Source organism: Blautia sp. AM28-27 (assembly GCF_003480905.1).
Lineage (GTDB): Bacteria > Bacillota > Clostridia > Lachnospirales > Lachnospiraceae > Fusicatenibacter > Fusicatenibacter saccharivorans.
This window is the reverse complement of record NZ_QUJK01000002.1, coordinates 75,187-90,431: the sequence shown is the minus strand read 5'-3', so window position 1 is coordinate 90,431 and position 15,245 is coordinate 75,187. Positions and strand designations below refer to the sequence as shown.

Genomic DNA, 15,245 nt, shown 5'->3' with positions numbered 1-15,245 from the left:
TTCCGCCAAATAGAAATCCGGCTCTATTTTCATGCTGCATAAAAAATCATTTCTTCTTTATTTCTTTCAGATATGCTCCGGCATCCTTTAGGAATCCCGCCACAATCAGAAGAATTACCATTCCGATCGGAAACGCTGCCACGATACTGACCGACTGCAGATTGCTCATAGAGCTTTCGGAAAAGACCAGTGCAATCGGAAGCAGAATCAGCAGAAGGCACCACATAAGCTGAATCGCTTTCGATGGCTGCTGTCCCTCTTCCAGACGGCGGTAGCTGTAGCAGGAAACCGTCAGCGCAATCGAATCAAACGAGGTCGCATAAAAGGCAATCATCGTGAGCAGCAGAACGACAAGAACCAGCGATGCACACGGGATCTTCTGGATCATGGCGATAATCATTCCATAGAGATCACCGTCTTTGGCATACCGCGCGATAAAATCCGCTTTTCCCGCCATCTGCATCCCCATCGATTCATTTCCCAGGATGATAAAGCTTAAAATCGTGGAGCCAACGCCGAATCCATATCCGCCAAGGATTGTCTGCCGCACCGTTCTTCCCCGGGAAATACTTCCGATAAAAAATGGCGCCGCCACGCACCATACCATCCAGTATGCCCAGTAATAAATAGTCCAGTTCTGCGGAAAATGCGTCTCGCGCAGCGGATCGGTATCGGTCGCCAACGTCGGGAAATACTGAATCATCCGTCCCAGCGATGAAAATCCCGTCTCGATAATATACCGCGTCTGTCCGCCGAACAGCAGCACGTACGCCAGTAGCCCGAAAAACAGATAGATGCAGAGCTTTGCCAGAAAACCGATTCCGCGGAAGCCGTGAAGCAGCGAATACGTGTACACAAAACACGTAATCAGCAGAATCACAATTGTCACTGCGTTCCGGTCCAGATTGATATGAAACAATGCATTGATTGCACTTGCCATCAGCGGCGTTGCCACGCTGAATGTCGTTGCCGTTCCTGCAAGGAGTGCAAATACCGCCAGCAGATCAATCAGCCGTCCGCCGATGCCGTCCGTCTGTTTTCCCATAATCGGACGGCAGGCTTCTGAATACCGCTGCCGGTTCCGTTTCCGCACGTGCAGCATAAACCCAAATGCGGCAGCGAGAACGAGATAAAAGCCCCACGGAATCAGACTCCAGTGAAACAGCGGGTACACGCCCGCCCACTCCTGGATTCCGCCCATCTTTTCAATCTGCGGATCAGCAGCATACATCACCCATTCTGCAAAAGAATAAAACAGAATGTCTGCCGCAAGGCCGCACGTAAACATCATGGATCCCCAGGCAAAAAAAGAATATTTCGGTTTCTCATCCTGCTCTCCTAACACAATATCGCCATATTTTGAAAATGCCAGATACAAAGAGAGCAGAAAAACGCCAAGGCCAATTGCAAGATAATAGACTCCAAAGGTATCTCCCAAGAAGAAGCGTACCTTCGCAAGAACTGTGTTGGACTGTTCCGGCAGGAGGAAAAACAAAATGCTGAGCGCTGCAATCAGTCCCAGCGGCAGCAGCGTGATCATCCAGTCAATCTGACCTTTTTTCCGTATTTTTCCGCTCTGTTTCTTTTTCGCCACTCTGTTTTCATCAACTGTATTCATGTTTTCTGTTCCTTTCTGCTATACTGCCCGATCCAGCTTATTTTTCTTCTGATTTTTCCTGCCCCTGTGCCTCATATCCGCAGTAAGACGGATCCAGATCGCAGAGTTCCGAGAAATCATCAATCTCAATCAGATCGCCTTCCTGCATAGGATAAATGCCAAGCTCATATTCTTCAAAATGACAGAACATCGCCACATCATCCCAGTAAATCTGGCGGTTCTGTTTTTTTTCAAATTCCAGTTCCAGGTGGCGTTTCAGCCGCTTTCCGTCCTCCCGGTTCCAACGTGATACACTGAAGAGCTGCCAGCCGCCCTTACCGCCGGTCCGGCTACAGGAACACACGATTCCATCCTTCACCTGCATCAGCCATTCATCCGTCTTTTCGTCCGTCCAGACAGCATTGTAGCCAGAATGCGTAAATTCCGGTGCAAGAATTTCTTTTTTGTATATAATCTGATCCCCATCCAGAATCATTGCATTTTCCAACTGTTCCCGCGCCACATAGAGCGATGCAATATTATTGCAGGAATCCCAGTATGGATTTTCGATCAGTGTCACACCTTTATATTCTGCGGTAAGGCACGCAAACTGCTCTTTCCGATATCCCACTACTACATAAATCTCATAAATTCCATTTTCATGCAGCGCCTGAATCACCGTATCAATCATGCGGACACCCTTCACACGGATCAGCGGTTTCGGCGTAGTAAGCGTTACCGGCCGCATCCGCGTTCCCGTTCCCGCCGCCATGATAATTGCACGTTCTACATGATTTTTCTGCTGAATTTCACTTCCCGGTCTCTGCCCCACATCCATCGCTTTCATTCTTCCACCCTCTTATTCTTCCTGACCTTTGCTTTTGGCAAGCTCCTGCTTAACAAGTTTATAGTAATCCTTAGCATATCGGTACTGTTTCAGCGAATACTCGCCAAACTCCACGCCTAACCGGCTCTTGTACTCACACCAGTTGCTCCATAAAAGCCCGCACACCGCAATGTATGCATAAATTTTCGTGCGCACCTCCTGCGGACAGCCTTCCGTAAAATAACTGTCGATCAGCGCATCCACCTGCGGACGGTCATACATGGCGTAAATGCAGAACATCGCCAGATCCACATGTGCATCCTGCATGCCCGCATATTCCCAGTCAATCAGACGAATTTCCGTTCCGCCGTTTTTCTCCACAAACAGAAAATTGTCCGGCACCGCATCAATATGCGTCAGCGTCCACACCTTCGGCTGCGCTTCCAGATAAGCCTCAAGCTCCAGCACATGCGCTTTCGTCGTGCTGTAATCCCGATAAACAGACGGTTCTCCCTCCCACAGACTTTCATAGTATGCGATCTGGTCAAACAGCGAAAACGTATGCTCCACGCTCAGATGCTCCTCATGGAAGGAACGGAGCTTTTTCATACAGGCCTGCACATCCTCAGGGTTTTCCGGATCGCAGACACGCGCACCCTCCAGGTATTTCGTAATCTTATAGCCGTTTTCCGGATTGATCGACACGATTTCATCGCAGATGCCCTTTCCGTCCAGTGTCCGATATACCGCCGCCTCCTGCCTGCGGTTGATCAGAAGACTCGTGCCTTCCCCCGGAATTCTCATAATATACCGCCCGCCGCGACAGCGGAATAAAAACGAACGGTTTGTCATTCCCTTTTTCAGGACCTCAATTCCCGTAATCTCCTCACCGGAAACCGAAAGCACCCGTTCAATTTCTGCCATCGCATCCGACTTCAGCTGATCCGAATTTTCATCCAGTTCCCGCAGCTGCTCGTAGGTATTGATCTCCACCACAGCTCCTTCCGGGACAAGCTTTGCCTGCACCGGCATTCCGTTTTCCGCAAAAAGGGCATCCTCCCAGAAAACATGGTCATACCGGCGATCCTGTACCATCGTTTCGATTCGCCGCGCCATCGACTGTGCCACAGAATCCGTCAGATAGCTGATGCCGATCATATGATTTCCTTCTTTTTCCCCGCCTGAGGGCACAAGCTCCCACTTCCGGCTCACACGAACCGTACTGTCTGGATCTTTTGCATCGCTCACCAGATACCAGGAATACCACTCATACTCCGAAAACGGATTTTCCCGGCACCAGAGGTCGCACGGCATAAGATACGTTTCACCAAGCTGCGGCAATACCTTTGCCAGGGAATGCAGGTTGTTTTTCTCTGCATACTCCATATTGACAACCAGCTTCACGCCATACCGGTCAACCAGATAATCGTACTGTTCCTTTTTAAAACCAACGACAACATAAATTTCCTTCACCTTTACCGCATGAAGCTGACGGATCAGCCGCTCGATCAGCGGTTCCCCCTCTACTTCCAAAAGTCCTTTCGGCGTTTCCATATTAATCGGCACCATCCGCATTCCATATCCGGCAGCCAGAATCACCGCGTTTTTCGGGCGATGCTTTGCCATCTCAAGCCTGGCTTTTTCCGTCAGCTCCATATCTGTTGTTAAAAAACCCTGCCCCTGCAGCGCTTTCACCGAACGGTTTACCATTCCCAGTGAAAACCCACACCGCTCCGCCAGCGCACGCTGGTTCCGGCAGTGGTATTGCAGGATCACGTTCAAAATATCAGATTCTTGTTTGTTCATGTACATCTATCCTTTCATTTTCGTGAACATCGTTATTATAATACAGGACCGGCGACATGTCAAGCTGCCAGCCGATCCTGTGAAACAATATGCCCAGATTAAGTTACGGTTCACTGGTTCCCAGCGAACCGTAACATTCGCAGCCCTAATCCATGTGCAAGTTTTTTCACCATCCTCCTTCCGGTACAAGATCCACGCAGACAATCTCCGGAATATTGTTGAACCGCGGAATCACCTCCGTATTTCCAAGCCCCGCAGACAAAACCAGATGCCGTTTTCCATCCTTTGAATCAAAAACACCCTTCAGCCGTCCCGGAAACCAGCCCATATCCGGCGCATATACGCCGCCGATTCCAGGCAAAATGACCTGCCCTCCGTGAAGATGACCAGAAAACACGCAGTCCATGTTCCATTCCTCCAGGGCATCATTTTTCAGCCAGGCAATCGGAAGATGACTAAGCAGGATCTTGTAACGGTCGGTATTCTCAAAATCCCATAAAAACATGCATTCGCTAAGATCAGCTTCCTCCGTTTCCAGGTATTTGTCCGGCAGGCAGTAACCGTAAATGCCGCCAATGCGAAGAGACTGGCCTTTTACGGTGATATCCCGGTATTGGTGCTCCAGAACGATTGCACCGGCGGCCTGATACAATTGTGTGACGTCTGTGCCAAAATTGTCCTGGTATTCTATCTCATGATTTCCCAAGGACAGATAGACGGGAGCAATCTCGCATAGAGAAGAAATCAAATTGGTAGCAATCTCTGTGACAGGCTCTCCGGAATTTAACAGATCCCCCGTGAGCAGGATCAGATCGGGAGACTGACTTGCTATCCGGTCAATCAGCTCCTGATTGTCTTCTCCAAACTCGCTGTTGTGCAGATCCGTCAGCTGCAAAATCCGGATTGGGGTATCGATTTTGTCGGAGGGGATCTGATAGGAAGAGTAGCTTAGGGAGTGTTTTGATTGGTCGAGGTTTTGGCAGTTTGTGATTCCGAGGAATAGAAGTACGCTGATAATGAGCGTCCATTTGTGCTGCCGTAGCCATTTCATTGATAATGTCCTCCGTTATCGTGACTCATCCTAACCCACACAGCTTTTTGAGTACACGCTTAATTATTTCCTTCTTACTTCGCCTTTGTGGTTGTTTTACTTGAAGTAATGGCAATATTTCCTGAAAATTTTCGCTTTCAATAGTTTTTAAAACAATATCTCTATTTTGTTTATGAACTGATGATCTCAATAACGATGGATTTTCTCTTGCCGCCTGTTCCAAATAAACTTGTTCACATTTTATGTTTTCAGAAACTGCGTTCATCATTTTTTCGCCTTTTGCAGTATGCGTTAATATAAGAGATGTTCCTTTATTATCGTCCATTTTGGGATTAATATTCCATATTCCCCAGAAATCGCCTAATGTTATATCACTAACACGATGATATCCTTTAAAATGACAGCTACTACAAGATTCCCGCAAAATACAATCTTTTACAAATAATTGCATGAAGGGATCATCACCATTTTTACATAAATAGCGTTTCTTGTCTGCATAAGCAAATTCAACCGAGTATGCGTAATGACTCCAACCACTTTCCTTATTTCGCAAATTTATATGCTGTGGAAATGAATCACTATTATCCGTTAGAGATCGATACTTTACATATTTTTCCCATACCATCGGAGACGGCACTCCATGACATACAAAATCTATGCAGACCAAATTCTCATAATCTCGTTTTAAAAAAGCTTTCAATCCGGCTACCTGACAAGGTGTACCTGAAAACAACACTATTCGTCCGGAATCCAGTTGTTTTTTTATGCTTAAAAAGCAGTCTCCTAAAATACTTTGCGAATATTTCGCTCCTTGTAGTTTGCCGAGTTCTGTTTGCTCTTTGATCTCAATATGTCTGACTACGCCTTCGTCATCATAGCTTGCACCATAGATCACTCCGCCTCGCTGTAAAATGGTAGCTGCTAACTCAGAGAAAATTCCACCGGAGGAACTCTCCAGTCGAAGTGCATTATTGTTAGAGAATGCCGCATATGCAGACGTTGATAGGTTTTCATCATCTTTTTTCTTCATTAACACGGGACATACTCTTTCACAAGCCCCACAAGCAATACACGCAGACCGCTCCATAATTACCGGAAACTCAAATCCTGCATTATCTTTTTTCATCTGAATACAGTTCCGTGGACAAATGCTTACACAGGCAGTGCAACCTGTGCATTGACTTTTATCTGCGAATTTAGGCATAATCTTCACCTTCCTGTTCAACAAAGCCTGTTGTAATCATACTGTAATTCTTTTGCACTTTTTTTGACATAAGCATCACATAGTCTCACGGCCATATATATAATCATCATAGCCCTTTGCATGATCTGCCTTCACAAATTTCATAATTTAGATTTTATTTTTCTAAACAAACGTAATAATAAAACAAGTTCAGGATGTGTCAAACGACAATATATAATATTGTCATCCAATTGTACATTTTTATTTATTTTTAATTTCAAAAAAGCTTCTTTCATCAAAATGTCATCATTATACACCCCTGCAATCTGCATGACACTTCTCCAGTAAAAATTTTGTATAATATCTAGATAATATTCTCGTTCCCTTTCATCATGAATAATAATCTGAACCATATGTTCTCTAATATCACGAAAACCATTCGCATTATCTAAACTCTTTTTCTTTTTACTCTTTTCAACATTAGTTTTGGTTAATGAATTTTCTTGCTGGTTATAATTCATATGTGGTTTATCAATAAATCCACATTTTTTATTGTAAAGCAATGGCAATAACAGTTGTAAATTTTGTCCATATTTTGATTGATAAATTTCTCTTTCAGGATAAAATTTAAACAAGGAAGACACTCTAACCATATAACTTCCAGCCCAATTATTTGTCTTCCCTTCCAATAATGCCGTAAAAACATCCTGAATATTTTTCTCACATTCATCATAAATAAACAGGCTTTTTCCATTTTTTCTTACATACCACCCATTCGAACGCACTACATCCATTTCCCTATGACTTTCTAAAAACTGTACTCGCTCTAACAATGCACCTTGCAAATACTCGTCATCGATGTCCAATAATAATAAATACTCTCCAGAAATATATTTCAGGCCGGTATTTATTGCGCTTCCAATCCCTTGATTTTTTTGTTTAATATATATTAATGAAATCTTTTTATTTTCCAGTACTTCTTTCCATTCCAATATCTTGGATTCACTTTGATCTATCGATCCATCATTTACCACAACCACTTCAATATGTGGATAATTTTGAATTTCAATAGAATGTAAACATCTATCAATAAAACGTTCTCCATTAAAGCATGGAATAATAATGCTAACTTTTTTATTCATAATTTCTCCGTTTTAAAAAGTCTTTAATTTTGCCCAACGGTCTTTTTCCAATACGTTTCATAAGCTTCATTACAGAATTAAATTCATTGGTATGGTGAAACAAAATATAATTAAATCCACTTGGAATAGCAATAGCAACAACCGCTTTTTCTACAAATCTAAAGTAGATATTTCCCCTAGAAATCCAGGTGCAAGTCCAATATGCCAGTGCAATATAGATAATCCCTAAGCAAACATATAATACATATCGTTTATAATACGCTCTAACAGGACAATGAAATACAGATCTATAGATTACAATTGGCCTATACCAATCAGCAGTAAGTAGACTGCCAACAATTGTACCCAGAAAAACTCCTGAAACCCCAAACGGCTTAGCAAATAAGATAGATGCAACCAAGTTAATAATCGCAAAAGCAAATGGAACCCAAGCATCTTCTAAATATTTCCCCGCTGCTCCCTTCATGGTAATGAGTGGCATTCGTAATCCTGTCAGATAATTATTTATTACAATAATTGCTACAGTTCCTGTTCTAAATAAGTATTTTTCACCAATCCAAATTTCACCAATAAATGGATTAAATAAACACATAAAACATGTAGCTTCTATGCTATAAATAAAAAAGGCAATGAAAAACATTGTATTAAATACATCTAATTTTTTTTCATCATTCTCCACTGCCACTATATTTCCTATTCCAGCAGTGACACCTGCAAACAAAGCACTTATGTATCCGTTGATCAGATTCCGAATCAAAAGATAGTTGGAATATATTCCTGTGGCTACTAAGCTTACAAGTTTTGTAATAATAAGATTATCCGTTGAATTAACCAAATAGTCTCCTATTTTTGCAACAATCAATCCTGATATATTTTTTTGAATTTCCTGTTTTTGAGCACCTGTCAGTCTATCCTTTGAATAAAAAGTAACTTTATCATATTTTTTTGTTATGTATAAATTTTGTGCGGCCATCAAAACGATCGAGCATCCGATCTGTATTGTTAAATATACAATATAACTTTTCCAAATTAACAATGCAATAATCTGCAAAAGTGTTTGAACACAATTTATTGATACATTAATTGGAATCAGTCTAAACGCTTGGTTATCTGAGGATATCAGTGTGGTCTTATATGATAAAAAATAACCAATAACAGTATTAATTAAAAACGCAAAGTAAGCAAAGGTTGTTCCGTCTGGCTGTTGTTCTACGGGAACAAAAAAATCTAAGAATTGAAATAGAATAATTCCAGCTAAAAGCACAATAACACCTATAACCGAATATGCTTTTCTATAGACGGACATTAATGTACTGATGGACTTATAATCTTTCTCAGCTAAGGGCTTATAAAGACTGAACCCAATTGCAGTTGCAATCCCCAATTCACCAATCGCCAAAAATCCTAAAACATTACTTAAGAGCCCAGATAGTCCCAAGTAATCCGCTCCCAATGTATAGATAAACACAGTTCTAGAAATCAAGCCTAATAAAGAAGCCACAAAATTATTCCCAAATGACCCCAAAATATTCTTAGCAGAATTTTCTAATCTAGACATGAACCATCTCCTCTTTAAAGTAATCGCTCAACATATTCTTTTGCAGTTAATGCTCTTTTAATAACTTCTGGTATTTTGCTATTTAATTGTTTTTTGATTAATTCTTCATTTTCTAATATCCATCTAAACTTTTTAAGCAACTCATCTGTTTCTTTCAGCCTTTGAACAGATAAACTATACTGTTCTTCATCTCCAAACAAGTCCCTAGCAATTCCTCTTGCCTTTACAGAGTATCCTACAACCAGTGTTGGTATCCCCGAAGAATATGCCGCAATAGTGGAATGCGTTCTTGCCCCAACAAAAAATCTACATTTTGAAATCGCATACTTAAGTTTTGAACAATTTTGATCTTCTATTACTAAAACTCTTCCACTTTTTTTATAACGTTCATACAACTGCATTAATGGTATCCTATCATCACTGTCATCCCAGATTACATGAGGAATTAATGCAATTGCCATATCTGTTTCTTTCAAAATATGTTCTATCAAGATCTCATAATTTTTCATTATAATTCCTGAAATCTTTTCTTCTTTTTGTACCATCGGACTCAAATTAATTCCTACCATGTTTTTATTGATAAACTTAGATGGAATTTCTGCATATGCTGTTTTGAGTCCAAATGCAGGATCTGCAACAAGTATGGTATTGGGATTTATTTTTTTCAGTGCATTATAAGTAATAGATTCTCTTGCTGTAATAAGCTGATATTGTCTCACATCATTAACAATTTCCGGATTACTCAATACTTCCGGATTGATAGAACATCCCCATAATACTGTCTTGGCTCCCCTAGAAATCATCATATTATGTAGCATAATATATTTATTCACATCAGCATAACAATAATTATCACCGCCTATAGATAATACAATGTCGTTTTTATGCACCATGTCAATGGTTTTCTTATAGTTAAGTTTATCTAACGGCACATAGTCATTTTTTAATTTTAATGCTATATATGCCCGAATAAATGGTAAAGTTATTTTGGAATATGACTGTACATCTTTCTTAATTGTACAAATTTTATCTAACCCATATTTTATATCTTCTTCCGTTTTAGAAGAAATGAGCAATATTTCATCCCATAATGGATTGTTTAACATATCACATGTAGAACGCACAATTGCTTCGCATCCATGATTTCCACTCCCGCCATGAGCATACATATAAATTTTTGCCATTTTCATTCCTTCCTTATCCAATGAATTCTTTTTCCATTTTGCAAAAATATTCCCTGACCAAATAAAAAAAACACAAGTTTCTCTTTCCAAGGAATTGCTCTACAAGTAAGAATAAGACACATATATTTCCGGAATAATTTTCTTGTCCCATCAACAAATTCTGAATTTCTATAATTATTCTCCTGAAAAAGTCCTATTACATATTGAAACAAATGGGATACTGTAACATAACAACATTCTGGCTTTAAATCCTTCCTTTGTGCGATAACCTGAAGCAACCTTTCTGTTGCAATAATGATATCCAATGAAGGATTTTTTATCATCTTACTCATTGCTCCATTATTATTTTCAACATAAAAATATTGTGTTCGATCTGTCGTTACAATTTTATTTGCATTTAATAACGCGTCCAATGTAAAAAGAATATCTTCATATGTTTTTATTGACGGAAATTTTAAATTTGCAATCAATTCTTTTTTGTACAATTTTCCTGCCGGACCCGAATTAATAGATTTCCGAATCAAAAGAGCATTTATCGCATCGGTTCGTGTTAATACAGTTTTTCCTACTGTAAATCTAAATTTCACCGCTTTTTCATCAAGAAACACTGTATCGCATATTGCAACATCGCCTATTTCGCAACATTTTACTAGTTCATACAGATAATTGGGTGGAATAAAATCATCAGCGTCCAAAAACGCTATGAATTTTCCTCTTGCCAAACTTATTCCTTTATTTCTTGTGTAAGAAACTCCATGATTTTTCTGCGTAAAGCAACGCATGCGAGTATCTTTTTCTTCATACTCCTTACATATACTATAAGATGAATCACTACTACCATCATCAATTAAAATACACTCAAACTTTTGATATGATTGACCCAAAATGCTTTCTAACATTCTTTTCAAATAATTTTCTGCGTTAAAAATAGGTATAATAATTGAAATCATGTTGATACCTTTCTGAATTGATATCTACGCCGAATTGCTAAAAAAATACCCGGAATAAGTGCGCATAATATCAATCTTTTATTCTGTCCTTGAAAACCATATTCTATATGTCCCCCAACTATTGATAATGCAACCACTTGACAGGCAGCATAAAATTTTTGCTTTTTTGAACACTCAGGATATTTCAGCATATGACAATACATCATCGCATAACCCATTGGGTTATTTTTTTCTAATACTTTGCTTCCCTTGGTAAGGCCATCATCCAGATAATTACACTGATAAATAATATCTGAATGCCACCGCAATTTATAACCATCCAACGCAATTTCATTCAATGCGATTTGTTCTGGTGCAAATTTTTCGCCCGGCCATTCCGGCATCGGATATTTTTTCAATATTTTTGTCTTATATGCCTCACACATATCTGCATCCAAATTAAATTGTATTCTCTGTAGATTCGTAGCGTCTACATATCCTTGTTCGTTTACAATAGGTGAAACACCCTTTATATAAGAACCATCTGGAAATCCCCTGGCTGCTCCAACACCAATATAATCTGAATTATTTTCAATCTCTTTGCACCAATTTTTCATTTTTGATAACGCATTCGGTAATAGAAAATCATCAGAATCAACCATAAAAAAGAATTTACCTCTCGCATACCGAATCCCATAATTGATTGCTCTTGGTTTTCCTCCATTTTCTTTTTCCAAATATCTAATTGAAAATTCTTTTTCTTTCCTGATCCACTCTTCAACTAATTGATGCGTATTGTCTGTCGATCCATCATTAACAATCAACCATTCAAAGTCTGTCGTTCCCTGATTTTTCAACGACTCATATAATCTGAAAAGTGTATATCCTCTATTATATGTCGAAGTAAATACCGTAAAATATGGCATCTCATCATCTCCTTAGCAAACGCCTTATTAAATGTCTCATTAAACGTCTTAACTGTAAACTTATCTTCAATAAATAGTATTTGTTTTCATATAGTAATAACAAAATCCATTTTTCAAAGAAATTCCGTCCGCATGCTTTAATTCCCTCAGATTTACAAATTAATTGTAATTCCTCGAAACAGTTTTTCAATTTTTCAATATTGCAATACAACAATGAAAAAATCACATAATTACTTAGCAACTGTGAAACAATCAACTCATTACTTCCGCTATAAACATTTTCTTTTTCAAGAAAATGTTTATAGCGAATATTAATAAACAGCTGTGTTCTATAGTCAATTTCACTATCCTTAACCATAGCTGATGAATTCTCTGATTCCTGAAGATAAAAATATTCTGTTTTATCATTAAAGCAAATTTTGCTCACTTTAGGATATAATTTCAGAAAAAAATCAAAATCCTCCGCCAATTTAATTCTTTCATCAAATCGGATATTCCCAACTAATTCTTTTAAGATTATCTTTCCACAACAATATCCATAAATACCTGTTTTTTTTTGATAATCCGCAAAATTCAAAAGCAATTCACTTATATCAAAAGTGCCACTTCCAGGTAATTGTATTTTCTTTTTTTTTCCTGAGTGCCATATTTTTGTAATCGTGCATATTGAAAGATCTACACCGCTCTCAATAATAGTTTCATACAAATTTTCCAAATAGTTATTTGGTATGCGGTCATCTGCATCAATAAATGTAATATATTCTCCACACGAGGCATCAATCCCAACATTTCTCGCATGAGATACGCCACTATTTGGAATATGAATTACTTCAAATCTTTTATCAATACAAGCAACTTTGTCACAAATTTCCCCTGATGCATCCGTAGATCCATCATCTATTAAAATACATTCAAACTCTTCAAATGTTTGGCTAAGCAAGCATTGAAATAAATCATCCATATATTTTTCTTTATTATATACGGGAATAACAACACTAATTTTCATAGTTTTCTTTTTCTCATTTTAAAAATTAATATTTGATATAAATTGGGTGAAACATAAAATATACTGTAACGTATAAAATCTTTAAGACAAAGTCCATTTCCCCTCATCAATGTTCGCATAAATTGTATATATGTTTGACTGTCATGATAGGGCTGTATTTTCGATTCCTTTGCACGAAACCAAAATTCTATATATAAATTCAGAAATAGTTTCATCGATTCCCTACAAATAAAACTATCTTGTTTAAATAAGCACATTCGTCTTTTCACAATATCCAACATTACCAAATTCTGCTCTTGAAATTTTTGATGCGTCAGCGAAGTATTATTTTGAACATATATATACCAGAATTTCTTTTCACAAAAAATTTTTCCTGTTTTAGCTAGCACCTGGCTCATCCAATCATCGTCCTCATATATCCGTCCCTCAAATGGAATGTTTTTTATATAATCTCTTTTATACAGCTTATTACAAACTCCAACAACCAATCCATTTGCATAGCTACCATAATACAACCCTTTTGCAAATTCTAACATGGATTTTTTTCCACAAAAAAATGTTGGGATTTTATGTGGATCTATTGTCAATTTTCCCTCTTCATTCTGAAATTGCCAAAGCCACGTTACTATATCAACATCATGGTTTTCTAAAATTGAAATTGCTTTACTGTATATAGTAGGATCATCTGGTAAATAATCATCACTATCTACAAAAGTAATATATTTCCCACTTGATGCTAAAACACCGTTATTTCGAGCTTTTCCAACCCCTTGATTTTTCCGGTGAATTACGCTTATACATTGATTTTCTTTTGCATATTCGTCACAGATCTTTCCAGAAGAATCCGTACTTCCATCATTAATTAAAATCAATTCACATTTTTCCACATTCTGGTTTAAAATACTTTCAATACACCTTCTTAAAAACCGTTCTGTGTTATAAACTGGTACTATTACAGAAAGCTGTGTTTTCATTACACTCTATACCTCTTTTCAAAATAAAAAGATATCAACGGTAGCAAAACAGGATGCGAATAACAAAATGTTAATAGTTTTTGTTTTTTAGGAACACACAATTTGCCAATTTTCAACTGTTTAAACATATTCCTAACGCTATCTTCATATAATATTTTATTAACCATTCTTTTTTTTTCACCTATAGTAAGAACACTCGAACAGAATATATCCCCAATAGCGTTATAAATAAAAAATAATAATACCTTGTCAAGTTGATCCCTAAAATCATATATTTCGCTTCGACCAAATTCTTCCTGGAATCGTGCATACAAAGCCTTATAATCGTCCCATTTATCAGACGTAAATGTATGTGTTACTGAACTTTGATTGCTGCAGTTATACATATAGTAGGCTTGTCCTTTCATATAATAAAACGAATGTATTCTAAGCATCAATTGACATCCCCAAAACCAATCTTCAGAAAATCGAATTCCAATCTCATATCGTGGCATTCTTTGTCGCATATTTTTTACCATGCACACACAGTTGGAAATTGTAGCAGGATATTCTATCGAACGAGTAATTAGTAAATGAGGATAATATTCTTGATGCAATTGTTTCTCCTCATATAACCCGCCACGAATATTGTGAGAATAAATAGTTTTTCTTCCATCCGAATATACCTTTATACAATCACACATTACTAAATCGCAATGATTATGTTCCGCACATCTTATCATTTTTTCATACATCTGAGGTTGAATATAGTCATCGCTATCAACAAAAGTTACATAGTCTCCCTCAGCTAAATCTAATCCTACATTTCTTGCAGCAGCAACTCCTGCATTTTTCTGATGAACCACCTTAACTCTACTATCACTTAAAGCATATTTTTCACAAATTTTTCCACATGAATCAGGTGATCCATCATCGACTAATATTATTTCCAAATTGCCATATGTTTGATTTAAAATACTTTCTATGCAAGTAGCTAAGAATTTTTCTGCTTTATACACTGGTACAATCACACTTATTTTAGGCATAGAAATTTCTCCCTTATCAACATCAATTGCCTTATTTT

General features: G+C 38.2%; 13 protein-coding genes. All 13 read right to left on the bottom strand.

What is annotated here, in order from left to right; all coding sequences use genetic code 11:
* Positions 1-46: 46 nt before the first annotated feature.
* Positions 47-1,618, bottom strand: coding sequence for a BCCT family transporter (locus DW743_RS04580; protein ID WP_022461560.1), 1,572 nt, complete (start codon positions 1,616-1,618; stop codon positions 47-49).
* A 37-nt stretch (positions 1,619-1,655) separates the two neighbouring features.
* Positions 1,656-2,444 (bottom strand): NTP transferase domain-containing protein, encoded by a 789-nt coding sequence (locus DW743_RS04575; protein ID WP_243001878.1) that lies wholly within the window; start codon positions 2,442-2,444, stop codon positions 1,656-1,658.
* A 12-nt stretch (positions 2,445-2,456) separates the two neighbouring features.
* Positions 2,457-4,229 (bottom strand): NTP transferase domain-containing protein, encoded by a 1,773-nt coding sequence (locus DW743_RS04570; protein WP_117760631.1) that lies wholly within the window; start codon positions 4,227-4,229, stop codon positions 2,457-2,459.
* Positions 4,230-4,395: 166 nt separating this feature from the next.
* The gene (locus tag DW743_RS04565) at positions 4,396-5,280 is read right to left on the bottom strand and encodes a metallophosphoesterase (RefSeq protein ID WP_117760630.1); all 885 of its coding nucleotides are present in this window, start codon (positions 5,278-5,280) and stop codon (positions 4,396-4,398) included.
* 25 nt (positions 5,281-5,305) lie between these two features.
* Positions 5,306-6,484 (bottom strand): Coenzyme F420 hydrogenase/dehydrogenase, beta subunit C-terminal domain, encoded by a 1,179-nt coding sequence (locus DW743_RS04560; RefSeq protein WP_117760629.1) that lies wholly within the window; start codon positions 6,482-6,484, stop codon positions 5,306-5,308.
* A gap of 140 nt (positions 6,485-6,624) precedes the next feature.
* Complete coding sequence (locus tag DW743_RS04555) at positions 6,625-7,605, bottom strand: glycosyltransferase family 2 protein (protein ID WP_117760628.1); 981 nt, start codon at positions 7,603-7,605, stop codon at positions 6,625-6,627.
* On the bottom strand, positions 7,598-9,163 hold the full coding sequence (locus DW743_RS04550) for a lipopolysaccharide biosynthesis protein (RefSeq protein ID WP_117760627.1): 1,566 nt from the start codon (positions 9,161-9,163) through the stop codon (positions 7,598-7,600). Before DW743_RS04550 ends, DW743_RS04555 begins: the two co-directional genes overlap by 8 nt.
* Before the next feature lie 14 nt (positions 9,164-9,177).
* Complete coding sequence (locus tag DW743_RS04545) at positions 9,178-10,347, bottom strand: polysaccharide pyruvyl transferase family protein (protein WP_117509380.1); 1,170 nt, start codon at positions 10,345-10,347, stop codon at positions 9,178-9,180.
* A 2-nt stretch (positions 10,348-10,349) separates the two neighbouring features.
* Complete coding sequence (locus DW743_RS04540) at positions 10,350-11,297, bottom strand: glycosyltransferase family 2 protein (RefSeq protein ID WP_117509381.1); 948 nt, start codon at positions 11,295-11,297, stop codon at positions 10,350-10,352.
* Positions 11,294-12,202, bottom strand: coding sequence for a glycosyltransferase family 2 protein (locus tag DW743_RS04535; protein ID WP_117509382.1), 909 nt, complete (start codon positions 12,200-12,202; stop codon positions 11,294-11,296). The genes DW743_RS04540 and DW743_RS04535 overlap by 4 nt, the downstream gene beginning before the upstream one ends.
* Before the next feature lie 4 nt (positions 12,203-12,206).
* Complete coding sequence (locus DW743_RS04530; RefSeq protein WP_117760626.1) at positions 12,207-13,208, bottom strand: glycosyltransferase family 2 protein; 1,002 nt, start codon at positions 13,206-13,208, stop codon at positions 12,207-12,209.
* On the bottom strand, positions 13,205-14,182 hold the full coding sequence (locus tag DW743_RS04525) for a glycosyltransferase family 2 protein (protein WP_117509384.1): 978 nt from the start codon (positions 14,180-14,182) through the stop codon (positions 13,205-13,207). The genes DW743_RS04530 and DW743_RS04525 overlap by 4 nt, the downstream gene beginning before the upstream one ends.
* Positions 14,182-15,207 (bottom strand): glycosyltransferase, encoded by a 1,026-nt coding sequence (locus tag DW743_RS04520; RefSeq protein ID WP_117509385.1) that lies wholly within the window; start codon positions 15,205-15,207, stop codon positions 14,182-14,184. Before DW743_RS04520 ends, DW743_RS04525 begins: the two co-directional genes overlap by 1 nt.
* Between the last annotated feature and the right edge of the window lie 38 nt (positions 15,208-15,245).

Excerpts from the sequence above, each read along its gene's own strand:
- DW743_RS04580 (WP_022461560.1), bottom strand. The coding sequence starts at position 1,618 with ATGAATACAGTTGATGAAAACAGAGTGGCGAAAAAGAAACAGAGCGGA.
- DW743_RS04575 (WP_243001878.1), bottom strand. The coding sequence starts at position 2,444 with ATGAAAGCGATGGATGTGGGGCAGAGACCGGGAAGTGAAATTCAGCAG.
- DW743_RS04570 (WP_117760631.1), bottom strand. The coding sequence starts at position 4,229 with ATGAACAAACAAGAATCTGATATTTTGAACGTGATCCTGCAATACCAC.
- DW743_RS04565 (WP_117760630.1), bottom strand. The coding sequence starts at position 5,280 with ATGAAATGGCTACGGCAGCACAAATGGACGCTCATTATCAGCGTACTT.
- DW743_RS04560 (WP_117760629.1), bottom strand. The coding sequence starts at position 6,484 with ATGCCTAAATTCGCAGATAAAAGTCAATGCACAGGTTGCACTGCCTGT.
- DW743_RS04555 (WP_117760628.1), bottom strand. The coding sequence starts at position 7,605 with ATGAATAAAAAAGTTAGCATTATTATTCCATGCTTTAATGGAGAACGT.
- DW743_RS04550 (WP_117760627.1), bottom strand. The coding sequence starts at position 9,163 with ATGTCTAGATTAGAAAATTCTGCTAAGAATATTTTGGGGTCATTTGGG.
- DW743_RS04545 (WP_117509380.1), bottom strand. The coding sequence starts at position 10,347 with ATGGCAAAAATTTATATGTATGCTCATGGCGGGAGTGGAAATCATGGA.
- DW743_RS04540 (WP_117509381.1), bottom strand. The coding sequence starts at position 11,297 with ATGATTTCAATTATTATACCTATTTTTAACGCAGAAAATTATTTGAAA.
- DW743_RS04535 (WP_117509382.1), bottom strand. The coding sequence starts at position 12,202 with ATGCCATATTTTACGGTATTTACTTCGACATATAATAGAGGATATACA.
- DW743_RS04530 (WP_117760626.1), bottom strand. The coding sequence starts at position 13,208 with ATGAAAATTAGTGTTGTTATTCCCGTATATAATAAAGAAAAATATATG.
- DW743_RS04525 (WP_117509384.1), bottom strand. The coding sequence starts at position 14,182 with ATGAAAACACAGCTTTCTGTAATAGTACCAGTTTATAACACAGAACGG.
- DW743_RS04520 (WP_117509385.1), bottom strand. The coding sequence starts at position 15,207 with ATGCCTAAAATAAGTGTGATTGTACCAGTGTATAAAGCAGAAAAATTC.